Below are 22,342 nucleotides of genomic sequence, written 5' to 3'. Positions count from 1 at the left end.
CAGAGTGAAGCAAAAAGAGCAGATATTAGAAAATTTCCAATTAACCGCAGGCTTACATAATTACAAGTTGAAATTTTCAATCAATTGATTTTCAGTATTTTAACTTCCAAAAAGTCTAATAAATTAAACCTGACGAAACTTAGAGCCCCGTCAGGTTTGTGTATGGTTAAGCAACAGCGTGCTTACAAACTATCAAAAACCGTAGCGCACGCCTATCTGAATTTGATAAGGCAGGTTGGCGAAGGCAGTGGCCTGACCAAATGCGCGGTTTACGTTGTAGGCATACTGAATGCGTCCTTGCGCTTCTGCCAGCGGGTCTAAGCCCAGTGCCTGCAACAGCACCTGATTGCCGCCGGGTACAATCTTATTTCGTCCCCAATCCGATTTGAGGAAGTTCAAAAAGTTGAAACACTCAGCTATTACTTCCAAATTTTGGCTGCCTAACCATTTAAAGGTCTGTTTGTCAAGCGTATAGGAAAGGCGAACGTCCAGATTGTGTGCCATCGGATTAAATACGGCGTTTCTTGGGGCAAAATTTCCCAGATTGTTGCGGAGCAACTCTGCCGCAATATTGTCGGGGTTATTGAGCACGGCTTCCATGCCGTCTGCCAAGTTGCGTTCAAACGGTGTAGCGGCAGGATTGGCACGAATGGCAGCAGGGTCAAATATGAAGGCGCGCTTGTTCGTATTGATGAGCAGACCTACGCCGTCGCCCGTAATATCGCCAAACACAATAGGTGTCCACGGGTTGCCTTGGATACCCACATAGCGGAAACCGACGCGGAAACCGTACATCTGCGGCGAAGTACCGAACAGCACAATTTTATGGCGGAAGTCTGTTCCCGAATTGCCGCGGTTCTCATTCAGGTTGCGAGGGTCGCCTATGATTTGGGTCAGTGCAGAGGTACGGGCAATACAGCAGTTATACGAGTTGTTATCTTCGGTTTGGTTGTAGGTATAAGTAGCGTTGATGCTGCCGCCCTTCGGCAAAAGCACACCTGCCTCGAGGATAACACCGCGCTGCCATACGTTAGAAAGGCCGTTGAGCTCCAATACGCGCCCTAATCGCGGGTCTTGGTTTACATCGCGAGGGTTGCCGATAGGATACGGAATAGCTCCCGGGCGGGCAGGGTTGGCGCGTGCCACTCTGTCCAATGGCGCATAAACAGGGCGGTTGCCTTCATTGGCCAACGTAAAGGCAGGAGTATTGCGCAGGTTGCGGTCTACGTACACATAGTTGTTAATCGTGCGGCCATAGTAGGCATTGATTCCGACATAAACTTTCCCTGCAAAGAACTGGCGGAAAGAGAGGTTGCCTTTCCATGTGGTAGGTGCCTGAAAATCATTGCCGATAATGTTGATGTAAGGCACACTCTGGCCGGCAAGTTCTGCCCCCGGCACGCTGTTAGGGTCGCGGCGGTAACGGATAAAGTCCGGAGTCGGGACGTTAGCCCCTGTTGCCACAACGTCGGTCAGGCGCGTGCCTGTTTGTTGCATGTTGCTCAGTTGTGCCCAGTGTACGATGTTGGCCGAATAAGCACCTGCGCCAAATTTGAGCACAGAGGTTTGGTCGCCTGCAAAGTCATAGGTAATCTGCAAGCGCGGCTGAATGTTGTTCAGGTCGCGGGCAATTACGTTGGTGCGCTGCCCCAGCGTGGTTTCCAGCAGCGGGTTGCGCTCGGGGCGCGTCATAAACAGCGTAGCATCCCAGCGCACGCCGCCCTGAATGTTCAACTTCGGCGTAGGGTTGTAGTCGGCCTGTGCGTACAGCGCCACATCGGCAGAAGTCATTTTCAGGAAAGACGCAAAACCGTCCTGCGGATTGATGGGCGCAAGCCGCGTATAGCGGTTGGGCTGGCGGTTGGCAAGCGCATCCAAACTTGGGAACTCAAACAAGCCGCCTTGTTCGTTGGTATTGAGCGTATTGGTGAAAGTAATGATATTATCCGTACCCAAAGTGAGAAAAACCTTGCCTTTTTGCCAGTACAGGTTATTTACCAATTGCACCTGACGTTCGCCTTGTTCTTCGGGGGCAATGCGATTGCCGCCAAACTGGAACACCCGCGATACCGTACCCACGCCTTCAATTTGTGAAGTAACGTTTACCCAACCACGGGGCGCACGAGTATTGGGTTCAAAATTGCGTTGTGCGGCCAAATACTGCACTTTCAAATCGTTAGTCAGGCGCGAGCTGAGCACAGAACGCAACTGTGCCAAACCTGAATACGACCAAATGCGCGTATTACCGTAGCTTTCGTAAATCATGGTTGGGTCAACGCCCGAAGGGCCGACTGTCAGCGGTGCATATGCCCACAATACGTTGTTGCGGAAAGTCAGGCGGTGTTTGTCGTTAATCTGCCAGTCTAAGCGGGCAAATACTGTGCGGTTGGTGGCCTCACGCGGAAAAAGACCTGTTTGCTGCTGGTTTCTGTCCACTCCGTACTGGTCTTGCAAAATGGTCAGCAGCCTGTCTAAATTGGTGCGGGAAATTTGTGCAAGGCGCTCGGTGGCGTTGTCGCGCACGTCAATAATCGCCAGCGGAGGGTCTGTGCGGTCTTCAAAGTCAAAGGCCGTAAAGAAATGCAGTTTGTCTTTAACAATCGCCCCGCCAAGCGAAGCCCCGTACTGACGGATTTGGAAATCATTAATCGGCTGATTGAGAAAATTCTTGTCGCGGGTCAGGTTGCGGTTGCGGATGTAGTAAAAAGCGCTGCCCGTCAAATTATTTGTACCGCTTTTGGTAATAACATTGACCGAGCCGCCGCCTTGTCTGCCTTCCAATACGTTGTAGCTGTTATTTGTTACCTCATATTCGCGGATGGCTTCCATGGAAACGGTAATGGAAGAAATCAGGCCACCGTTCATCATGTAGCGCTGATTACCGCCGTCCAAGGTGATGGCGGTAGAACTTTCGCGCTGTCCGCCGATAGCAAAGGTAGCCCCGGAACCCACTACCGGGCTGAGGTTGGCCAAATCCTGAAAACTGCGGCCGTTGGTAGGCATGTGCTTGATTTCCTGAACACTTAGGCGGGTTGCAGCACCCAGCGGGGAAACCCTCGCCATGTTGTCTTCCGAAGCCGTTACTTCTACGGTCTGAAGTTCAGAGGCTTTTTCCTCCAACTCAAAGTCAATGCGCAACTGCTCGCCTACGCGCAGAATGTAGCCTGTTTTCTGAACGGTGCCGTAGCCGATAAACTGGGCGGTAACGGTGTACGGCCCTCCCAAAGGCAACTGATTGATAACAAAGCGACCTTCGGTATTGGCAACAGTGCCCGTAGTAAAACCTGTTGCCTCATTTTTAACGGATACATTGGCACCGGGCAGCGCTTCATTGCCTTTTGAGCGAACAATGCCAATAATTGATGTATTGGATTGCGCAAATGCCTGTTCGCTGAAAAACAGACTGCACAACAACAAAACAGCCATCTGCAATGGCTTCCAACGGTGAAGTAAGCGGTGTTTCATAGTGCGTTTAGTTAAATGCGCCGCAAGGTATGATGGCATCATTTTTTATCCACCACCACAAATAAAAGTTGATTATTTTTTAACAAAAGGCACATTTGAACGCGCTAACGATTGCCACAAGGTTAAATAACGAAAAATTTAATTGGTATTTTTGGTTAAATGGGGCGTCCAAAAAATCAAGCATATTTTATCAACCATCGCATAACAAAAAAAACCACCCCGAAAAATCGGGATGGTTCAGTACTGACAACTCATGCAAACGATTAGAAGAAACCCAGTTTGTTTTTATCGTAGCTGATGAGCATGTTTTTATTCTGACGGTAGTGGTTCAGCATCATTTTGTGGGTTTCTCTGCCGAATCCTGATTTTTTGTAACCGCCAAACGGTGCATGGGCAGGGTACGCATGGTAACAGTTCACCCAAACACGGCCTGCCTGAATGGCACGCGGCACTTGGAAAAGTTCATGCGCATCACGTGTCCAAACGCCCGCTCCAAGGCCGTAGAGGGTTTCATTGGCAATCTGAATGGCCTCTTCGGTGGTTTTGAAAGTTGTTGCAGACGTTACGGGGCCAAAAATTTCTTCTTGGAACACGCGCATTTTATTGTTGCCGAGGAAAATAGTCGGCTGGATGTAGTATCCGTTTTCCAATCCGCTGTTGATGTGCAACGGTGCGCCGCCGCAAAGCACTTTTGCACCTTCTTCCTTACCGATTTGCAAATAATTTTGGATTTTTTCGTACTGGTCGTTGCTGGCCTGCGCACCCATCATGGTTTCGGGGTCAAGCGGGTGGCCAACTTTGATTTGCTTCACACGCTCTACCACCCGCGCAAGGAACGCATCCGCGATGCTCTCATGCACCAAAATCCGCGAAGGACAGGTGCACACTTCGCCCTGATTGAGTGCAAACATGGTTGCGCCTTCCAAACACTTGTCAAAAAACTCGTCGTCGGCATCCATAACGCTCGGGAAGAAAATATTAGGCGATTTTCCGCCCAACTCCATCGTAACGGGGATAATATTTTCGGAAGCATATTGCAAAATCAGGCGGCCGGTGGTGGTTTCACCCGTAAAGGCAACCTTTGCCACCCGCGGCGAACTTGCCAGCGGCTTGCCTGCCTCTAAGCCAAAGCCTGTAACAATATTGACTACGCCCGGAGGAATAATGTCCTGAATCAGTTCCATCAGGCACATAATGCTGGTCGGGGTTTGTTCGGCAGGTTTCACTACTACCGTACAGCCCGCTGCCAGTGCAGGCGCAATTTTCCACGCCGCCATCAGAATCGGGAAGTTCCATGGAATAATCTGCCCCACCACGCCAATCGGTTCGTGGATGTTGATGGAAATGGTGTGCTCGTCTAACTCGGCGATACTGCTTTCATCGGCACGGATGACACCCGCAAAATAGCGGAAGTGGTCAATTGCCAGCGGCAGGTCGGCAGCACGGGTTTCGCGGATGGGCTTGCCGTTATCTACGGTTTCTACCCGCGCCAAATATTCCAAATTATCCTCCATCACTTGAGCAATCTTCAACAGCATATTGCTGCGGAAAGTAGCCGATGTGCGGGAGAATGACGGGAAAGCGGCATGAGCGGCATCCAATGCGCGCTCAATGTCTTGTTTGTTGCCGCGTGCGGCTTGTGTAAAAACTTTACCGTCAATCGGCGAAATATTGTCAAAATATTCGCCACTTGCCGGAGGAACAAACTTGCCGCCAATGAAGTGGTCGTAGCGGTCTTTAAACTTGGGGCGCTCCAAAATACGGCTGGGCGCATCAGTCAGCATTGTCTCCATTTTCTTTTACTGTTTTGTTAGCAATGCCAAAGGAAATCAATAAATTAGGGCATTGCTTGCACGATTGTCGCAACCGATATCACAATCGTATCAACACCTCAACTACCAGAAAACGTCGTATTACTTTAACTGCTGCTCCCATGGCACAACGTGGATTCATCCCCCCTGCATTACCTTTTTCCCGTGAGGCCTCTCTGCAACGATTGGTGGAGCATCGGCGGGCTTTTACGATGGATACGATGGAGTTGAACATTTATGAAACCCATCGCTACGCCGAGCGAGTGCCGCTTCGCTTCAATGACCTTGTGATTACTTCCATGCTGAAAGGGAAAAAAATTATGCACCTGTTCGGGCAAAGCGGGTTTGACTACCTGCCCGGCGAATCGGTGATTGTGCCCCCGGGCGAGCTGATGGAGATTGATTTTCCGGAGGCTTCGGTAAAAAACCCTTCGCAGTGCATTGCATTGGTGATTGCTGCCGAGCGGATACAGCGCATTACCGACCTGCTCAACGAGCGCTTTCCCAAGGCAGAAGAGGGCGACCGATGGCAGCTTTCCATGCAGGACTACCACCTGACCAACAATCGCCCGATTGCCGAAAATATCAGCAAACTGATGCAAGTCGCTACGGAAAATCATTTGGTAAAAGACCTGCTCGCCAACCTGACACTGGAAGAACTGCTCATCCGCCTGATGCAAACACAGGCGCGGCGGCTGTTGCTCATGCCCGGTTCGCCGAAAATAGCCAACCACCGCATGGCTTTTGTTGCCGACCATATCCGCAGGCACTTGCACGAGCCGTTGAATGTGGACAAACTTGCCGACATAGCCTGCATGAGTCGTGCGGCTTTCTTTCGTGCGTTTAAACGCGAATTTGGTTTAAGCCCGTTGGAGTTTATCCAACACGAGCGAATAGCGTGGGCTAAGCAACTGCTGGCCGACCGTCGGCGCAGTGTTACCGAAGTTTGCTATATGGTGGGTTTTCGCAGCCTGAACTTTTTTATCAGCGTATTTAAACGCCTGACAGGTACTTCCCCGGGCGAATTCAGGCGTAGTTGATAGCAGTTTTGCGCGTAAGTTCGCGTTGTGGGTAATGGTATTGAGACACAGCAAAATTTAAGTACTAAAAAGATGGCTTAATATCTTCTACCGTCCCAAATATTTACTAAATTTGGGACGAAAACGAAGTTTCACAAACACCTTAAACAATGAACTGTTCGTGAGTAAATTAAGCCAATGGAAAGACCCCAAGTAGAAAATAGAATTGCAGAAGCACTGAAAACCTACCCAAAGGGAAGCATTCTATTTGTGGACGATTTTTTAGACTATGGCAATCCTGAAAGTGTTAAGAAAGCCTTATTTCGCCTGAAAGAAAAGGGAATTCTTGTCCGTTTGGCTCACGGGATTTACTTGTATCCAAAAATTGATGAAGAACTTGGCATCCTTTTTCCATCTACCGAAGAAATAGCCAAAGCCATTGCAAGGCGGGATAAAGCGAGAATTGCTCCGACAGGCGTTCAAGCCCTAAACAAGTTGGGGCTATCTACGCAAGTTCCTATGAAGGTGGTTTATCTGACTGATGGGGCTGCAAGAACCGTAAAAATTGGCAAGCGAACTATCACATTTAAAAAGACAAGCCCTAAGAACCTTTCAGTAAAAGGAGAAATCAGCAGTTTGGCTATTCAGGCACTTAAAACCATTGGTCAAAATAAGATAGACGAGAAAACAATAGAAAAAATTCAAGCCATTCTAAAAAATGAGCAAAAAGAAAACATCATCAATGATGCAAAACTCTCCCCCGCTTGGATAAACAAAATACTAATGCAGGCAATTCAATGAACATCGGTTGGCTCACACTATCAAAAGAAAGAAGGATTGAAATCCTCAATCAGGCAACAGCATTAACAGGTTTGCCGGCCATAGCCATTGAAAAAGATTGGTGGGTAACATTATGTCTAAATGCTGCATTTTCTTTGCCATACAGCGAGCACATGGTATTCAAAGGGGGAACTTCTTTAAGCAAGGGATGGGATTTGATAGAGCGGTTTTCAGAAGATATTGACTTGGCAATTGACCGAAAATTTTTCAGATTTGAAGGAGATATTAGCAAAACCCAAATAAGAAAGCTCAGAAAACAATCTTGTGAATTTATTTCAACAGAATTTCTCACAGATTTAACACAAATTTTGACAGATTGGGGAGCAATAGCAGAATGTGAGCTATTTGCACAACCCGTAAACGATTCGGATAAAGACCCGCAGGTAATTGAAATCTATTACAATTCGGTAGTTGAAACTTCAGAGTATCTGCCTCAAAGGGTTTTGATTGAGATAAGCTCCCGTTCCTTGATGGAGCCGACAGAGAAGCGTGAAATCAATTCCATTCTAAGTCTGAATTTTCCAACGTTAGATTTTGCGACTGATGCTTTTGCTATTCCAACAGTCCTACCCCAACGAACTTTCCTTGAAAAGATATTTTTGCTTCACGAAGAGTTTTCGCAAGAGCCTGAAAAGATTCGCACAAACCGCCTTTCAAGGCATTTGTATGATTTAGAGAAATTAATGGACACTCAACACGGTTTATCAGCTCTTCAAGACAAAAAACTTTACGAAAACATTGTTACCCATAGAGAAAAATTTAATCCATTGAGGGGACTTGACTATGGCAACCACACTCCCGACAAAATCAAAATCGTACCACCGGACACGGTCATAAAAGACTACGAGAGAGACTATTCAGAAATGACCAAGTTTATGATTTACGGAGAGGCGTTTACTTTTGACAGATTGATAAAGAGAATTTCGGAACTTCAAACACGAATCAATCAAATACAATGAAAAGAAGCACTACCCACAATATTTGTAATAATCCTTGCCAATATATGAAAAACTTTCTGACAGCCATCATATCCGTGTTGTTGCTTTCTTCCTCGCAACAGCAATGCAACAAAACAACGGCGCAGCCTACCAATACTGCCTGCCGCACAAACGCAACTTTCCGCTACAACATGTGCGGCGTCGGGCTTTGGGGCGGTGCTATGGTGTTGGAACTGGAAAACGGCGAAATCGTACAGCCATGGTACACCGACGATGCCAACATTCGCAATTTTACGCCGCAAAAAGACATGAAAGTGCGCGTAACCCTCACCGAAGTCCCTTTGGATGACCGCTATGCGCATGTTATCACCTGCATGGCCGTTGGCGAATATCAGGAAAGAATCAAACGCTACGTGCGCGTGGACTGCCTGCAAGTGGTTAATTAATCCATAAAGAAATAAGGCGGCCACGGGCCGGAGAGTTCCAAATGAACGCCCTTGGGGTGTAGTTCATTGCGGGCTGCCTGTAACAATAAGCCTAACTTTTCGGCCTTTGTTTGCGGCACTAACATTGCAAAATGACCTATCATCAGGTCTGTGCGCCCCGAATGTGCGCCATTGAGAAGCGGAATATTGCGAACGTAGGAGAAAACACCTTCTAACTGCTGCACCAGATTGGACACGAGGGCGGAGGATTCGTAAGGCATCAGGCGGCGGCATATTTCATCCCGCTTTTTGCGCAACTGTTGCACCTGTGCAGGCGCTGCGGTGAGGCTTTTGAGGTCTATCTGCTCCAATTCGGGGTGTTTAATGGCCGTGCAGAAGGCAAATTCGTCTGCCAGATACAGCGCAACACGCCAACAGTGTTTGCCGCGAAAAAAGCTGATTTTTTCTGCTACTTGCGGCGCTACACTCATCAATTGCTTAAACAAATTTTCGGAACTATTGAATATTATTCCCGGCGGCACGGGTACAACGCTTGTGTATCGCCCGGCCTGCAACAACACATCTTGATGCAAAGCGGTGTCAATACCTTGTTTGATGGCAGCTATTCTGCCGACAATCAGATAAAGCGGCACTTCAACGGCTTCGTAGCAGGCAGTAATTAACTCTACTTTGCCATGGAAATCATGCAGCGGGAAAGCCGACTCTGCAATCCCGTAAACGTATATATGAGAATGTTGCGACACTTGCCCGGGTTTTTGTGGATAAAAATAACTGTTTTCACTGCTATTCTTAACGAAAAATGCCTTCGTTATCGTATGAAAAGCGGGCAAACAGACTATTCTTCGTGCCTGAAACAAAGCGCCGCCGCACCCAAAATGCCCGCATTGTTGCCCAGCGTTGCAGGCAGCACCTGCATTTTGGTGGCGTAATAAGGTGAAAGAAACTGCTTGAACGTATGTTGCAGGCCTATTTGTAAAAAAGGAAACGCTTTGGCCACACCGCCGCCGATGAGTGCCGTTTTGATATCCAAAATCAAGGCTGCGGAAACAATGGCCTGCCCGACGTATTTACCCACCTCCTCAAATACGGCCAGTGCCAGCGGGTCACCTTTTTGGGCTGCGTCTATCAGGTCGTCGTCGTCAAATGTTTCTTCGGGGTGCAAGTAGGTGGATGTTTTACCTGCTGCAAGCATGTCTTTTGCCATTTGTATGATACCTGCCTTGCCGATGGTCTGCTCAATGGAGCGACCGTTGCCTGCTACAATATGGCCGATTTCCATGGCGTTGCCGTCGCCGCCTTTGAGCACCTTGCGGTTCATCACCACGCCGCCGCCTACGCCTGTGCCTAAGGTGATGAGCATAAACGAATCGGGGAGTTTGGTTTTGCCGAAGTATAACTCGCCCAGTGCTGCCGCGTTGGCATCGTTCTCCAAATGGAAAACCACTTTTTTGTGATGGCGCTCCAATCGGTCTAACAGCATCACGCCGTTCAGTTCGGGGATGTTGGCCAGCTCTACAAGCGTGCGCCTGTTGCGGGAAATCATACCGGGTACGCCAATACCCACATGTTTGACTTTCGGATGGGCTTCTAACCATTCGCCTATGGCTTCTACCAGCTTATCGGCAGCGTGCTTTCCTGCGGCTCTGATGTTTTTTGTGGCAACCTTCTTTTTTTCGAGTAATTGCCCTGTGCTGTCCACCAGCCCCATTTTAACATTGCTTCCGCCAATATCTATTCCGGTAAAAAGTTGCATAGGCTTGCTTTATAAAGTTGGGCAAATATAAAAGAATCCGCCTGATTTCAAATTTGCGTACTGAATCCAAGAATGGCCTCCGAATCCTTTCCGCTTTCAGGGATGGCAAACAGGCAGTGTTCTTCTGACCAAGGCAGCAGTTCCCACTCGCGGTCAAAAGGAATCAGGAAGTTGCAAAGGTAGGCCGTAAGGCGGTGATGGCTGCCGCCGGGCAAAAACGAGGCTATCTGTGAAGGCGGCACAGGGCCGGCTTTGAGTACAATACGTGGCAGGGTATCGGTATAACAGCCGCCAAGCAGGGTATCTAAGCCAAGCAGCGCCTCCCCCAGTATGGGTTGTGGATTTTCGGGTAGCGGCATGGACATGGGCGCAACTTCTTCCCATCGGACGGGGACGTCGAGAAAATACCGCAATATTTCGCATACAAACTCGGGCTGCCCGGCCAACCGATAGGCAATCGGCAAAATCAGAACCAACAGCCCGATGTGTTTGTCTTGCAACCACCGCGGGAAGTCCCAGTAGCGATGAAAAACTTCGCTTTGGTAGGTGTCGGTAGCGCGCCGCTCTTCAAGTTCCAGAAAAACGCGCTGACGGAAGAACTCCTGCTCCCACGGGTGAAAAAATCGCCGTGCGCCCGCTTCCTTTTTGCGGTTGTACCTGATTTCCTGAATGGCATCTTTGGTCGTTTTTTTGCCCGGCAGCGGCTGGTGCATCAGCCCTTGCGGCAAGTGGTCGTACAGGCCGTTCCTGTTCAGAAAAAGCAGCAGTTGCTCCTGTCTGTTTTGCCACTCATCGCTTGTTTCAATGCGCTCGATGTCGCGGCTGAACTTGCGTTTGAAAGCACCGAGCAAGTGTACGGTAACGGTGTCGGGGTGTTGGCCGCTTTCAATCAGGTCGGCAACTACCACCTCTGCCCGCAGGTCGTCTTCGGGAGCTTTCGCCAACTGTATTTTTTCGGCTTTTTTCATGCTTTTCTCACTTTAACGGGTATGTGAAAAGATGCCTGACGGCTCAGGTCGTTTTCTATTTCATGGCAGAGCCTGTCCCAGTCTTCCTCGTTGTGTTGTTTGTCGGGTGCGGGCGTGATGCTGACCAGTACACAACGCATAAAACCTTCGCCGGGTCTTGTGCCTACGGTGTAGCTCTTGCTGACCTCTACGCGTGTGGCGCGTTTGCCGAGTTTGGCTTCTGCGGCAACTCGGAGGTCTTCCAATGTCAGCAGCCGATTGCGGGTGAGCAGGTGTTTTTTGTAGATGCTGAGTTTTTCTTCCGCATCGGGGCGGTTGGTGCCGCCGTTGGAAGAGAGTACCAGCACGACCTCATCTTTGCGGAAAACACCACCGCCGCTTGTTGCCGTCAATTTACTGCCGGAAGGCACTTTATTGCCCGTTTCGCCCAGTGTAGTCCAATACTCAATAAAGGCGTTGGTTCCGATGGACTGTGTTTTGAGGACTAAATAGGGCGAATCGCCGACAAGGCTTTGCAGGCTCTGCTCCTGCCCGATTTTTTTAGCGAGTTTCGCAATATTTTGGTCTAATTCGCGGATGAGCGAGGCGAGGAAATCTTCACCCATGGCAGCAAAGGCAGCGCTTTCGTCGCGCAGCACTTCCAAGAGGAAATACAGCAGTTCGCGTGCATTGCGCTGGTCAAACCTGTTTACGCCCTTTTGACGCAGCAGGTAGGTTTCCGTTGCCTGTTCTTTGAATGAGGTCAGCCCCGCCGGACGGAAGAACCGATTTTGGTTATCTTTGACCTCTTTTACGGCAAAAAAGGCCTCTTTTGCCTGCAAAGGCATTATGTTGAGCGGTTGCGGCAGCTTGTAAGTGATTTTGTGCAACCTGCGGTTGAGCACGGGAAAACAGTTAAGCGCACAAGTCAGCCCTGCTACCTGTTCGGCACTGAGCGTTTCGGGCAGTCGGAGGGCTACCCACACCAATTCATCTTTCAGCATTTTAATGTCTTGCCACGAAAAACACCCCTCTAAACCTTCGGGCAGCGTAGCAGCCTTGTAGGAACTATCCTTAGGCATGGGCGGCAGCCGCAGGGAAATAAAACAACGCTTGTAGTTTTCCAGCGTTTCCCATTCGGTTTTCAGATTGATGTCAAAAGCTGCTTCCAACAGCGGTTTTTTTTCGGCAGGGATGTAGTAGAAGCCTTTTTCTGCCGTTAAGGGTTGCCCGTTCATGCTCCATGTGCCGTATTGCAGTTGCTCGTACAAAAAGTCTTTTTGCGCTTCTAACGGCCAGTCAAAATAACAATTGAGCACCATATTAGGCTGTATGGCGGCATCAAACTGTATCCCTATCCAGATAGTATGGGGCGAAATGAATTGCTTGCCGTCGGTAGCTATTACCGGTCGTTTGTTAATGCCGCTGTCTATGGCAAAATAGCCGTGGCTGTTTACAATAGCGCGAATGGAGGCATCGTAAATCGGGAAAATACCTGCGGGAGAAAATACGATTTCTTCAGCCTGTTGCCCCATGGCAGCCCCCAAAACAGAGGTTCGCTTGTAGGTAAATTGGAATTGCGGCTGTACGTAGAACTCTTGCCCGACGGGACGGGCAGAAAGAACAGCCGTTGCCGGAATGGGCACATCTGCCACATCGGGCACCATCAGCCCGGCCAAGCTATTGAGCAGGCGCGTATGCGTATAGCTGATTTCATTCGCTACTTTTTCAAATTCTACCGCCGTAGTTTCCATCAGCATCTCTACCAGCGGGTCAAACAAATCCATCTCTGCCTCACCAAACCCCCAGTGCTCGGCGGCTTTGCGGATGAGGCGCGTTTTGATGCGGTCTTTGGTAAATGAGCGGTGGTCAAATCCTTGAATCATAGCCGAAAAGGGTTAGTCTAATGCCAGCGGAGAAATAAAAATGGACTCAAAGAACTCAAAGCGCTCATTGGTTTGGCGCGTGAAACCTTCCACCCACACTCCCAACCGCTTGCGTATGCGGGGATTGCCGTTGTGCAGGGTTTGTACCTCTTCGGTTTCAATTTTAACATTGATGTTTATCAGGCGCTTTTCGTGAGCGGCAACGGCACGAGTAATGGATTGCCGCATCTGGTCGCGCCATAAAATGCCTGTATTGGTTTCAAAATCGTTATCCCATATGTCGCAGCCAAAGGTTTCGTCAAATCGGTTTTCGCGGGTAAAAGTGGTCAAAATAAGGTAGATATGCTGATAGATAGACTCTTTGAGCGAGCATCGGGGATGCTGTTTTTTTTGGGTGAGCAGCTCCAAATCAAGAGGTAAGGTATAGTATGGATTTTGCATCATAAACTTTATTGTATATTTGGAAAATACTGTCTAAAAATAGCTTCGCAATGAATCTGAACATGCCATCAGCGCCTGCTCCGCCTACTCCGAATATTCCAAGCACGCCGCCGCGGGCGTGGAAATCTTCCTTGATTTATTGGCTGATTGCTACCGTTATTTTATTTGCCGTCGGTTTGTTGGGTATGCTGGGCAACAGCTACCCTGTGGGGGCTTACATTGCCATGCAGCTTATTTGCCTGCTGCTGGGCATTGTGCATTTGCGGATGATGTACCGCACGCTGGAATGGCCGCGACCGTTGCGCTTTCTGCCGGAATTTGCCTTTTCGCTGGGTATTGGGTTGAGTGCCGCCGCTGCCATGATTGCGTTTTATGTGTTGTGGGCGCAAAGCAGTGCATGGATTTATGCCAGTGCTTTTTTGCTGTTTCCGCTGCCTTTTGTGCTGTACATCGCTTTTGAATATTATTGGGCTATTCCCGCTCGGCAATATAAGATTTGGTATTATCCGCTGGAAAAGGAAATGCCCGATATGGACATGCTCGACTTGTCAAAAATTATCATCATCAACTTTGAATTTACCCGCACCGTAGGCGAACAGGCACTGACGCAATTCAAGGCAAAAGCCCCCGCCAAAATGCTGTTCGCCGACTTGTTTTTCATATTTCTGAACGATTACAACGAGCGTCATTCCAACAGCACCATCCAAGTTACCGATGAGCGAGGCAGACCTTACGGCTGGCTGTTTTTCAGCAAAGGCAAATGGTGGCAGCGCCGCCGCTATTTTGACCCGGAAGCCGATTTTGAGCAAAACCGCATCCGCGAAGGGGAGCAAATTACGGCGCTGCGCACCCCGCCTTTCAAAGCTGAAGACTAAACGCTCACCGGCCAGCGGGAGTCGTGCGTTACATTGCCCACCGTTATTTTCTTGGCCGAAATGCTGATGGTGATAGTGCTGTGTGCCCCGCCCGAGTTGGTAAACGATTCGGAGAAGGAAACGCAATACGCTTTTTCAAACTTCACCTCTTTGAAGGTAGATTCGTCGTTGATGCGCTTAAATACAATACTGCCATCGAGCACCTTTCGAGGGTCAACCATCCATTCCAATACAGTTGTATCATCGTCGGTTGCTTCAAATGTCATGGTGATTCCGCCTGCAAATACATCGGACGAAGGCATGCCGCGCTCATTGGTGGTTTGCCCGAATGAGTAACTACAGTTGAGCAGCTCAATTTCTTTGCCGCCGACTTTCAAAATAGCCTGAAAAGACATGGTGTTTGAAATTTAAAGTGAAACAATTGATTGATTTTATTGGGAAATAATTAGTTCAGTTTAATCAGTGCGCCCTGCACGGCCACTATGCCGCTGCTTTTCAGCTCAACATTTGCCGTACCTTCCACACTGAGTGCGGCCATGCTTTTAACCGATACGGAAGCATTGCCCTTAATATCAATGCTGTTATCTGCTTCTATGCCTACTTGCGGAGCTTTGCCCTTGATTTCGGCATCGGCATCCATCTGAATTTTGTTAGCATTCATGCGGATGCTTCCGCCTGCCGAAAGTGTCATGTTGCGATCGGCTTTAATTTCCACATCGTTGCCGTGCAGTTTAATCAAGCCTTGGTTGCAACTCAGGATAATTTCGCCGTCGTTGGCAAATTTCATCAGTATGCCGGCCTTCATGTCCTTATGCGTAATCTGTATTTTGGGGTCGTTGGCTTCGTCCCAAATCGTGATGAACACGCCTTCGCGGGTACCGATGATTTTGCGGCTGTTGTCAGTGAACGTATAGCTGATATCGCTGTTTGCGCCGTGATAAAAACTGTTGGTTACAAGCGGCATTTTGGCATTGCCGTCGCGGTATTGCACCATCACAATTGCATCTATTTCCGGTGTAAACAGCATCCCTCTGCCGGTTGCCGTATAAGGCTCCGCTACGGGCAGCCAAGGCGACTCGTTCATTCCGGGGTCGTCGTTAGGCCAAAAGAAATGCACTTTTACGCGACCTTGCTTCTCGGGGTCTTGGTTGTCCACTACTTTCGCCAGTTCGGGTTCCGCCTTAGGAAAAACGGCATAAGGACTTGGCGGCGGATGCACGGCACTTTCAGGAATGGAGGAAAACTCGTTGGAGTAGTTATTGTTGCTGTCTATCCGATGGGTAATATCGGTGATGCGATAACTGCCGTAGCTGTGGTTTTGACCTGTGGCATTGTTTCGCCAACTCACACTCAGCAACGAACCCACCGTATAGTCAGGATGTTCGCCGTAACCTTTGAACTGTACCATCTCAACAGCGGCGTTATGTTTGTAGTACTCGGCATTGATTATCCCGAATCCTTGCCCTGTTCCATGATAAACTCCTGCTGATTCGCGGTGGTAGTTGCTAAAAATATTGTTGGATTGCCGCAGGGCAAGCTGCCCCCATCGGTCTAAACCCGGAACATTGTAGCTATCGGAATTAGCTTGTTCAAAGTTGTTTTTGCGAAGGCTATAGAAGCCATATTGAGCTTTGGCATGGCGCAACTGCATGGACATGTCAAAAGTCTGTACGCCATCTACCACAAAGTTTTTTACCTGATTGTCGTGGTCGCCAATGACTAACTCTCTGCCGTTGTAATAAATCCAGAGGTTGCAGATAGCCGCCCATCGGCAAATAAAGGCAAAATTAGTTTCATCGTATTGCACCAAATTGAACATCGGAGTACCATTGGGGCCTTCCGATGCTGCGCTTCCAATTCTGCTACGCAACAGGTTTTGCGGATAGCCGCTCAGTATCTGACGGAACAAATCAACAGGGGAAATATTGTGGAAGTAGCGCCGGCAGATACCGTCTTCCATGATAATGGTGGGGCTGTACCCGTTGATTTGCAGGCTGCTGGTAAGGTCGGTATTATTTTTCAGCGAGAGTTCCGTAATAATGCCTTTGAACACAAAAGCGTAGGATTGTTCGCTGCTGAAAGTTTCGCCCGCATCAAAACTGAAAGTGATGTTTTTGCCCAGCAACTCATTGGGCGAGCGGCTGAACGAATGTTCATCGTTGCCTTCCAGTATTTCCAAAGGCACTTTGAGGCTGAAGCTGTGATGCCCGTAGAGCGGTTGGTGGATGGTCAGCCCTTCGTGGTGGGTGAGCGTTCTGCCGCCTTCAATTTCTATTTTAAGTCTGACTAAACGAGCCATGGGTATAGCATTTATGAGGTTGTGGCGGAAGAAACTACCAAGGGTTTTGATGTCGGAACTGTCCTAACCGTATGGCAGAAGCGGTGATACCGATTTCAATCAGCAGACTCGCCAGCGAACTGCCTGCTTGCAGGGTTTCTTTGAAACGGACGCAATAGGCGCGTTCAAATTCTATCTTTTTGTAGATGCGCCCTTCATCGTAGAACAGGGTGATGTAGCCATCCTGCTGTTTGCCTGCCTGTGCCGCCCATACGATAAAATCCGTTTTTTCCAAGGCATAATGGCCATAGCTGACAATATTGATTAACCCGCTTCTGACACCCGTAATAGGTCTCCCTTGTACATCGGCTTCCTGATAAAGCCGATAAGAAAACCGCAAGACGGGCAGCTCTGCACCCGATTCGGACAGCGTCAGCGAAGCCCGCAGCGGAGGAACAGACGTGTGTGTGTTTGAGTCCGGCATTGCTAATGGTATTTTTAGGTCAGGTGGCGGCTTGCGGCCAGTCATTAACGACCTTAGCTTCGCCCATGTCTAACTCCTGCGCCGAGATGACAATGGAAAGCATCAGATTGAAACTTGAATACGTATCGTCGAAACGCTCCGTCATATCAATGCAGTAGGCATTGGAGAAGCTGATGGTTTGCATACTCGTTCCTTCGGATTTTGTCCAAAGGTTCAGCGAACCGTTTTTGGTTGCTCGCGGTGCCATCATCCACGATGCCCACAGGTCGGTAGGCGTAGAGTGAACATCAAAACTTATTTTTCCGCCAATGGTAGATGAGGTAGGTCGCCCTACCGCATCCACAGCTTGGCTGAGTTCTATACTGACGCTGATGAGCTCGAAGGTTTCGCCTTCAACGGTCAGAGTGGCAAGAAAAGACATAACACGAACGGATTAACCTTCCTGTGCGTATTCGGCAGCCCATTCAGGCGAATCGAGGTCTATGCCTTTTTGTCCGTCCAATTTGAGCATGTAGCTCTTGGCAGGGAAATAAGGCACCATGTAGATATCCAAAAAGATGCGGTCTTTCTGGTTGGGGTCTTGCTCGAATCGCAGGATTTTAAACTTCTCAATCAGCTTGCCCGGGCCCGTGATACCGTCCAGAAACTTGACAATTTGCTTCTGAATATCGTTGCGCGTATTGAAATTGAAGTTTTCAAAGGCACGGCGGTTGAGGAAGTCAATCAGCACTTTTGTAACCCAGTCAAATACGCGCACAACCGAATAGGTTTGCAGGCCGAGGTTATCACCGTTGAACAGGGTTTTGGCAGAGAAGGCCATCACTTTACCGTATTCGTTTACCATCGGCACAAGCCCTGCTTTTTCCAGTGTGGCAATCTCGCTTTTTTTGAGGGGGAACTTTACGCCGTCCACATCGTTAAGGCTACCGAATTTGCGGCCTGCCGTTACTTGCGACATCAGCGTACTGTAAATACGACCTGCCAAAGCCGTAGAAGGCGGTACATACAAGTCGTCTTCTTCATTGAGTTCCTGATACTTTCCGCGCCCTACGAGCCAGTTGCAGGTCATAATCACATTGGAAAGATAGGCATCGCCTCCGGTCAGGTTTGCCATTTCAAACAGTTCGGCAACATCATCGGGAGAGTCGAGGTGCTCAAAGTCGGTAATCATCATTACCTTGTTTTCATGCGCAATGCGTGCCCATTTGTCCACTACTTTTTTAGACCCCAGATAGCCGGGAATTACGAGCAGCGAGTAGTTGTCGCGCAGGTCTAATCGGTCGTAATTGGCTTTAAACTCCTCCGCTACCGCATTGATATACAGCGGATTATCAAGGTCGCGGAGTTGCTCCATGTCGGCATTCATCACGGAAAGATTTTTAACCTTATCGGTGTCGCAATTGCCGAAGAAGTGGGCTACCGAGCGATAAGAGCGCTCCAAGTCTTTGACGGCCTCAATGGCTTTGCCGAGGTTTTCCTGCAAACAGGCGGTTGCGCTGTCGGCTTTTGCTTGGCAACTTTCTATCATTTGGCTGACATCGCCGTTGGAAGCCACCATATCGTACCACAGTTCCAATCGGCGTTTCAGTTGCTCGCGTTCTGCTTTTTTGTCGGCTTCTCCCAGAAATATTTTTTTGCGGGCTTTTTTGGAAGGATTGAGATTTTGCGTGCCTTCAATAACTGTTTCCAGCATTTCAAAGCCGCCGAATTTGACGAGCTTCTGTATATTTTGTTCAAGTTCTTGGGAAGGGTTGGCTATTCGCTCGCGTTCTTTTACGACTCCCCCTGCCACTTTTTCTGTCTCTGCCATAAAGGTTGATAAAATTTAGGTCTGTTTTATTGAGCATCTTCTATTTCCTGTATCATGGATGCGAGCGCAGCCAGAAAAGCCGCCTTTGAGTCGGGATTTTCCAACATGGTTTTCAGGGCTTTGTTGGATTTCAACTGGCGCATAATTTGCTGATAGTCCGCAGATTTTTGATTAAGTTGCTGCAAAAAGCCGCTTTGTTCAACGATTCGGTTTTTACCAAAATCGGCGACCGTTCTGAATTGCAGTGTTTCCTGTGAAGATGAGCCTTCCTCATCGGTAAACTCCAGTTCCATTTCGGGCTTGAAATGGTTGAATACATCGTCGATTGTTTTCAAGCCTTCAACAATTTCAGGCCGATAGGGTGCGTCTGCTGTCAGTTTTTGTACCAACAGGGTTCTGTTTTGGCCAATGTCAGAAATGGCTTCATTAACATCGCCTTTGCGTTCCTGACCGCCGATTCCATAGTTAAACATAGCTTTATGTAATGTTTATTTACTTATTTGCTTATTTTTAATCTATCCTCCAATAAAAACGGTAGGACAACCAAAAACTATCAGTCCACCGTGCGCCGTAGAATCCCCCATACGTGCAGCGGGCTTGCCCCCAATCAACACTGTTGCAGAACCTAATATAATAGTATCAGGAGGGCCTGTGCAAGTGCACATACAGCCCACTGTGGCAGCAGGAAGGCCTCCAATCAATACCGTAGGAACTCCCGGTGGCAAAATAGGCCCTCCTACGTGAGGCTTCGGCCCGTCAGACATCGGACAGGTGTGCATATCGGATACTCTGGCGGCAGGTTTGCTCATATAGCGAACATAACGTACTTTACGACACAAATGTTACACAAGTAATAAAAAAGTGTAAAAATAAACAAATTTAAGGCTGTTTATCTTCAATAAATGCAACTTTATACAGGTATCTCTATAAACCTCTGCCACAGTTGGGACTCCTGCACCTGATAAGGCACATGAGGAGTGGCTGTACCAAAGCGCATACCCGCACAAACGGCATGGTCACGTATCCATCGGTCGGCCTCTGCCGACTCGCTGATGTTGCGCATCACTTGCCTTTTACGGTTGCGGGCAGCTTCGCTTGTAAGCGCATAATAGCGGCTTATTTCAATGCCTTCTTGCTGATTGTAGGTTTGGCCGTATTGGCTGTCAAGTTCGGCTTGTGTCAATACCAACCGTAATGCGTTGCAATAGAAGTCTGCAAAAGGGGTATCTAAACGGGTAAACAACCCCGGGTCGCCGCCAATGCCGCCATGAGAAGTATCAAAACCCTTTTTGCGTCCTCTGCTCAGTTCCATTACTCCGAAACTCCCGCGCGAGCCCCTGCTTGCCAAATAAGAAATATTGCTACGGTATGCATGATAAAGATTTTCTACATGCGTAAGCCCCTCGGAGGAAATACTGACAAGCGAGCGGTCTACGGCATCATACAGCCCCATGAAATGTACGGCGACCGGCAACCGAAGAGGCACGGAAGGAAGGGCTGCTTCTCTCAGGAAACTTACATTGGAAAACTGATGTGCAATTTGAATAACCGCAGCTCCTCCGCGACTATGGCCAACCAAGCATATTTTAATGTTTTGTTGAGGAACGCCCCGTTCAATTACCAGATGCAACAGATGATTTTTAAGCCATCCAAAGCCTTGTTCAATCAGACTGCCCATAGATAAGCCCGCGGTATCAGGGCCGTGCAGATACAATTTTTCACCCCCAACTGCCTGAAAGTCATTGTAAAAACGATAAACATGGCTATTGTAACCGTCGCTTCGCCGCCATTCGGTGGAGCCAGTTCCGTCTATTGCTACCAGAAAGTAGTGGAGTGCCATAGGATACGCTTATATTAGGCAAATTGCCCCTAACAAATTGCCTGATGAATATAAGCATTTTAACCAATATGAAGCAAAAAAATAGGATAATATTACTTGACTGAAACATGAAAAAAGCCGTAGCTCAAAGAAACTACGGCTTTAACAAGGTACCATTATGAGAAAACTACTTGACAATATTTAGTGCTCCCGTAATCAGCTCTGAGGTGTTTTTGAGCTTAATTTGGTAGAAGTAAGTATTGGCAGGCAGAGGGGTACCGTCTTTGGATGTACCGTCCCAATCGTGCCGGTAGTTGTCGGAGTGATAGACAACTTGCCCCATCCGATTGAAAATAGTGATGGCAAGTTCTCCCGGTACATCAATTATCCATGTGTCTCCTACCCCGTCGTTGTTGGGTGAAAGAATTTTTTGTATGTAGCGCCGCTCCGAATGTTCAGCAGTAGTTTGGGGACTATTATTATTATTGAGAGACATCATCACATCAACCATCACACTAACAGTAGCCGATGCCGTTGCGCCCGCATTGTCCGTAGCCGTCAGGCGGAATACGTAAGTGCCCTGTACCAAACCCGATACCAACGTCTGAACATTTCCAGGTGTGGCAATGGCAGCCGTGTTTGGCCCCGATACCTGTGTCCAACGAACGGAGGCGATGCTGCCGTCGGGGTCGGAAGCGCTGCCTGTCAAGGTTACGCTGTTGGTCGGCAAGGTGATGCTTTGCGCAGTGCCTGCACTCACTACCGGTGGGCGGTTCGGGGCGGCATTTACCGTAACGCTTACATCGGCCGATGCCGTTGCGCCTGCATTGTCCGTAGCCGTCAGGCGAAATACGTAAGTGCCCTGTACCAAACCCGATACCAACGTCTGAACATTTGCAGGTGTGGTAATGGCAGCCGTGTTAGGCCCCGATACCTGTGTCCAACGAACGGAGGCTATGCTGCCGTCAGGGTCGGAAGCGCTGCCTGTCAAGGTTGCGCTGTTGGTCGGCAAGGTGATGCTTTGCGCAGTGCCTGCACTCACTACCGGTGGGCGGTTCGGGGCGGCATTTACCGTAACGCTTACATCGGCCGATGCCGTTGCGCCTGCATTGTCCGTAGCCGTCAGGCGAAATACGTAAGTGCCCTGTACCAAACCCGATACCAACGTCTGAACATTTGCAGGTGTGGCAATGGCAGCCGTGTTTGGCCCCGATACCTGTGTCCAACGAACGGAGGCGATGCTGCCGTCGGGGTCGGAAGCGCTGCCTGTCAAGGTTACGCTGTTGGTTGGCAAGGTAATGCTTTGCGCAATGCCCGCACTCACTACCGGCGGGCGGTTCGGGGCAGCATTTACCGTAAGTTGTACTTCTCTTGTATTACTTGCGCCTGCATTGTCCGTAACTGTCAAGCTGTATCGGAAAACGCCCGGCTGTAAGTTGGTCAGTGTCAGCACAGAAGTACTCGCTCCCTGCATCTGTGGAACAGGCTCTATCACAAGCGCTCCAAGATAGCCGAACATCGCCGTAGGCA

At 48.9% G+C, this 22,342-nt stretch carries 21 protein-coding genes; 5 read left to right on the top strand and 16 right to left on the bottom strand.

Annotation, left to right across the window (positions count from 1 at the left end; genetic code table 11):
• Positions 1 to 192: 192 nt before the first annotated feature.
• Entirely contained in the window at positions 193 to 3,465 is a 3,273-nt protein-coding gene (locus tag NDK19_RS16620; protein WP_250633038.1) for a TonB-dependent receptor, read from the bottom strand.
• Positions 3,466 to 3,728: 263 nt separating this feature from the next.
• The gene (locus tag NDK19_RS16615) at positions 3,729 to 5,249 is read right to left on the bottom strand and encodes an aldehyde dehydrogenase family protein (protein ID WP_394801694.1); all 1,521 of its coding nucleotides are present in this window, start codon (positions 5,247 to 5,249) and stop codon (positions 3,729 to 3,731) included.
• Positions 5,250 to 5,398: 149 nt separating this feature from the next.
• Between NDK19_RS16615 and NDK19_RS16610 the strand changes: the two genes are divergently transcribed.
• The 4 genes from NDK19_RS16610 to NDK19_RS16595 all read left to right on the top strand — a co-directional run bounded on the left by NDK19_RS16610 (position 5,399) and on the right by NDK19_RS16595 (position 8,519).
• A complete protein-coding gene (locus NDK19_RS16610; protein ID WP_250633036.1) occupies positions 5,399 to 6,316 on the top strand; it encodes an AraC family transcriptional regulator in 918 nt (305 codons plus the stop codon).
• A gap of 177 nt (positions 6,317 to 6,493) precedes the next feature.
• Positions 6,494 to 7,096, top strand: a complete 603-nt coding sequence (locus NDK19_RS16605; RefSeq protein WP_250633035.1) for a DUF6088 family protein — start codon at positions 6,494 to 6,496, stop codon at positions 7,094 to 7,096.
• Positions 7,060 to 8,094: a nucleotidyl transferase AbiEii/AbiGii toxin family protein gene (locus tag NDK19_RS16600; RefSeq protein WP_250633034.1), complete on the top strand. Its 1,035-nt coding sequence runs from the start codon at positions 7,060 to 7,062 to the stop codon at positions 8,092 to 8,094. The genes NDK19_RS16605 and NDK19_RS16600 overlap by 37 nt, the downstream gene beginning before the upstream one ends.
• Positions 8,095 to 8,138: 44 nt before the next feature.
• On the top strand, positions 8,139 to 8,519 hold the full coding sequence (locus NDK19_RS16595) for a hypothetical protein (RefSeq protein ID WP_250633033.1): 381 nt from the start codon (positions 8,139 to 8,141) through the stop codon (positions 8,517 to 8,519).
• Here NDK19_RS16595 and NDK19_RS16590 read toward each other — a convergent pair.
• The 5 genes from NDK19_RS16590 to NDK19_RS16570 all read right to left on the bottom strand — a co-directional run bounded on the left by NDK19_RS16590 (position 8,516) and on the right by NDK19_RS16570 (position 13,549).
• Positions 8,516 to 9,262, bottom strand: a complete 747-nt coding sequence (locus NDK19_RS16590; protein ID WP_250633032.1) for a GvpL/GvpF family gas vesicle protein — start codon at positions 9,260 to 9,262, stop codon at positions 8,516 to 8,518. The two genes, NDK19_RS16595 and NDK19_RS16590, sit on opposite strands and share 4 nt — an antisense overlap.
• A 92-nt stretch (positions 9,263 to 9,354) precedes the next feature.
• Entirely contained in the window at positions 9,355 to 10,272 is a 918-nt protein-coding gene (locus tag NDK19_RS16585) for an ROK family protein (protein ID WP_250633031.1), read from the bottom strand.
• A 47-nt stretch (positions 10,273 to 10,319) separates the two neighbouring features.
• Positions 10,320 to 11,240 (bottom strand): type VI secretion system baseplate subunit TssG, encoded by a 921-nt coding sequence (locus NDK19_RS16580; RefSeq protein ID WP_250633030.1) that lies wholly within the window; start codon positions 11,238 to 11,240, stop codon positions 10,320 to 10,322.
• On the bottom strand, positions 11,237 to 13,105 hold the full coding sequence (locus tag NDK19_RS16575; protein ID WP_250633029.1) for a hypothetical protein: 1,869 nt from the start codon (positions 13,103 to 13,105) through the stop codon (positions 11,237 to 11,239). Before NDK19_RS16575 ends, NDK19_RS16580 begins: the two co-directional genes overlap by 4 nt.
• Before the next feature lie 12 nt (positions 13,106 to 13,117).
• Positions 13,118 to 13,549, bottom strand: coding sequence for a GPW/gp25 family protein (locus NDK19_RS16570; protein ID WP_250633028.1), 432 nt, complete (start codon positions 13,547 to 13,549; stop codon positions 13,118 to 13,120).
• A gap of 47 nt (positions 13,550 to 13,596) precedes the next feature.
• Between NDK19_RS16570 and NDK19_RS16565 the strand changes: the two genes are divergently transcribed.
• Positions 13,597 to 14,421: a TssN family type VI secretion system protein gene (locus tag NDK19_RS16565; RefSeq protein ID WP_250633027.1), complete on the top strand. Its 825-nt coding sequence runs from the start codon at positions 13,597 to 13,599 to the stop codon at positions 14,419 to 14,421.
• On the opposite strand, the gene tssD (NDK19_RS16560) is transcribed toward NDK19_RS16565, so the two are convergent.
• From tssD (NDK19_RS16560) to NDK19_RS16520, 9 genes are all read right to left on the bottom strand, one after another.
• Positions 14,418 to 14,816 (bottom strand): type VI secretion system tube protein TssD, encoded by a 399-nt coding sequence (gene tssD / locus NDK19_RS16560; RefSeq protein ID WP_250633026.1) that lies wholly within the window; start codon positions 14,814 to 14,816, stop codon positions 14,418 to 14,420. The two genes, NDK19_RS16565 and tssD (NDK19_RS16560), sit on opposite strands and share 4 nt — an antisense overlap.
• Before the next feature lie 50 nt (positions 14,817 to 14,866).
• Positions 14,867 to 16,720: a phage baseplate assembly protein V gene (locus NDK19_RS16555; RefSeq protein WP_250633025.1), complete on the bottom strand. Its 1,854-nt coding sequence runs from the start codon at positions 16,718 to 16,720 to the stop codon at positions 14,867 to 14,869.
• A 34-nt stretch (positions 16,721 to 16,754) separates the two neighbouring features.
• Complete coding sequence (tssD, locus tag NDK19_RS16550; protein ID WP_250633024.1) at positions 16,755 to 17,183, bottom strand: type VI secretion system tube protein TssD; 429 nt, start codon at positions 17,181 to 17,183, stop codon at positions 16,755 to 16,757.
• Positions 17,184 to 17,202: 19 nt separating this feature from the next.
• Positions 17,203 to 17,604: a type VI secretion system tube protein TssD gene (gene tssD / locus NDK19_RS16545; protein WP_250633023.1), complete on the bottom strand. Its 402-nt coding sequence runs from the start codon at positions 17,602 to 17,604 to the stop codon at positions 17,203 to 17,205.
• A 12-nt stretch (positions 17,605 to 17,616) separates the two neighbouring features.
• Entirely contained in the window at positions 17,617 to 18,993 is a 1,377-nt protein-coding gene (locus NDK19_RS16540; RefSeq protein ID WP_250633022.1) for a DUF5458 family protein, read from the bottom strand.
• Between the two features lie 26 nt (positions 18,994 to 19,019).
• Positions 19,020 to 19,466 carry a hypothetical protein gene (locus NDK19_RS16535; RefSeq protein ID WP_250633021.1) on the bottom strand — a complete coding sequence of 149 codons (447 nt, stop codon included), beginning with the start codon at positions 19,464 to 19,466 and terminating at the stop codon, positions 19,020 to 19,022.
• Between the two features lie 42 nt (positions 19,467 to 19,508).
• Positions 19,509 to 19,802, bottom strand: coding sequence for a PAAR domain-containing protein (locus NDK19_RS16530; RefSeq protein WP_250633020.1), 294 nt, complete (start codon positions 19,800 to 19,802; stop codon positions 19,509 to 19,511).
• Positions 19,803 to 19,903: 101 nt separating this feature from the next.
• The gene (locus tag NDK19_RS16525) at positions 19,904 to 20,833 is read right to left on the bottom strand and encodes a hypothetical protein (protein ID WP_250633019.1); all 930 of its coding nucleotides are present in this window, start codon (positions 20,831 to 20,833) and stop codon (positions 19,904 to 19,906) included.
• Between the two features lie 166 nt (positions 20,834 to 20,999).
• A partial coding sequence (locus tag NDK19_RS16520) for a gliding motility-associated C-terminal domain-containing protein (protein ID WP_250633018.1) occupies positions 21,000 to 22,342 on the bottom strand: 1,343 nt, incomplete at its 5' end.

It is taken from the genome of Rhodoflexus caldus, from assembly GCF_021206925.1.
GTDB classification, from domain to species: Bacteria; Bacteroidota; Bacteroidia; order Cytophagales; family Thermoflexibacteraceae; genus Rhodoflexus; species Rhodoflexus caldus.
This window is presented reverse-complemented; position numbering and strand designations above follow the sequence as displayed.

Excerpts from the sequence above, each read along its gene's own strand:
- NDK19_RS16540 (WP_250633022.1), bottom strand. The coding sequence starts at position 18,993 with ATGGCAGAGACAGAAAAAGTGGCAGGGGGAGTCGTAAAAGAACGCGAG.
- NDK19_RS16525 (WP_250633019.1), bottom strand. The coding sequence starts at position 20,833 with ATGGCACTCCACTACTTTCTGGTAGCAATAGACGGAACTGGCTCCACC.
- NDK19_RS16585 (WP_250633031.1), bottom strand. The coding sequence starts at position 10,272 with ATGCAACTTTTTACCGGAATAGATATTGGCGGAAGCAATGTTAAAATG.
- tssD (WP_250633023.1), bottom strand. The coding sequence starts at position 17,604 with ATGTCTTTTCTTGCCACTCTGACCGTTGAAGGCGAAACCTTCGAGCTC.
- tssD (WP_250633024.1), bottom strand. The coding sequence starts at position 17,183 with ATGCCGGACTCAAACACACACACGTCTGTTCCTCCGCTGCGGGCTTCG.
- NDK19_RS16620 (WP_250633038.1), bottom strand. The coding sequence starts at position 3,465 with ATGAAACACCGCTTACTTCACCGTTGGAAGCCATTGCAGATGGCTGTT.
- NDK19_RS16575 (WP_250633029.1), bottom strand. The coding sequence starts at position 13,105 with ATGATTCAAGGATTTGACCACCGCTCATTTACCAAAGACCGCATCAAA.
- NDK19_RS16535 (WP_250633021.1), bottom strand. The coding sequence starts at position 19,466 with ATGTTTAACTATGGAATCGGCGGTCAGGAACGCAAAGGCGATGTTAAT.
- NDK19_RS16605 (WP_250633035.1), top strand. The coding sequence starts at position 6,494 with ATGGAAAGACCCCAAGTAGAAAATAGAATTGCAGAAGCACTGAAAACC.
- NDK19_RS16610 (WP_250633036.1), top strand. The coding sequence starts at position 5,399 with ATGGCACAACGTGGATTCATCCCCCCTGCATTACCTTTTTCCCGTGAG.
- tssD (WP_250633026.1), bottom strand. The coding sequence starts at position 14,816 with ATGTCTTTTCAGGCTATTTTGAAAGTCGGCGGCAAAGAAATTGAGCTG.
- NDK19_RS16615 (WP_394801694.1), bottom strand. The coding sequence starts at position 5,249 with ATGCTGACTGATGCGCCCAGCCGTATTTTGGAGCGCCCCAAGTTTAAA.
- NDK19_RS16530 (WP_250633020.1), bottom strand. The coding sequence starts at position 19,802 with ATGAGCAAACCTGCCGCCAGAGTATCCGATATGCACACCTGTCCGATG.
- NDK19_RS16555 (WP_250633025.1), bottom strand. The coding sequence starts at position 16,720 with ATGGCTCGTTTAGTCAGACTTAAAATAGAAATTGAAGGCGGCAGAACG.
- NDK19_RS16565 (WP_250633027.1), top strand. The coding sequence starts at position 13,597 with ATGAATCTGAACATGCCATCAGCGCCTGCTCCGCCTACTCCGAATATT.
- NDK19_RS16595 (WP_250633033.1), top strand. The coding sequence starts at position 8,139 with ATGAAAAACTTTCTGACAGCCATCATATCCGTGTTGTTGCTTTCTTCC.
- NDK19_RS16580 (WP_250633030.1), bottom strand. The coding sequence starts at position 11,240 with ATGAAAAAAGCCGAAAAAATACAGTTGGCGAAAGCTCCCGAAGACGAC.
- NDK19_RS16570 (WP_250633028.1), bottom strand. The coding sequence starts at position 13,549 with ATGATGCAAAATCCATACTATACCTTACCTCTTGATTTGGAGCTGCTC.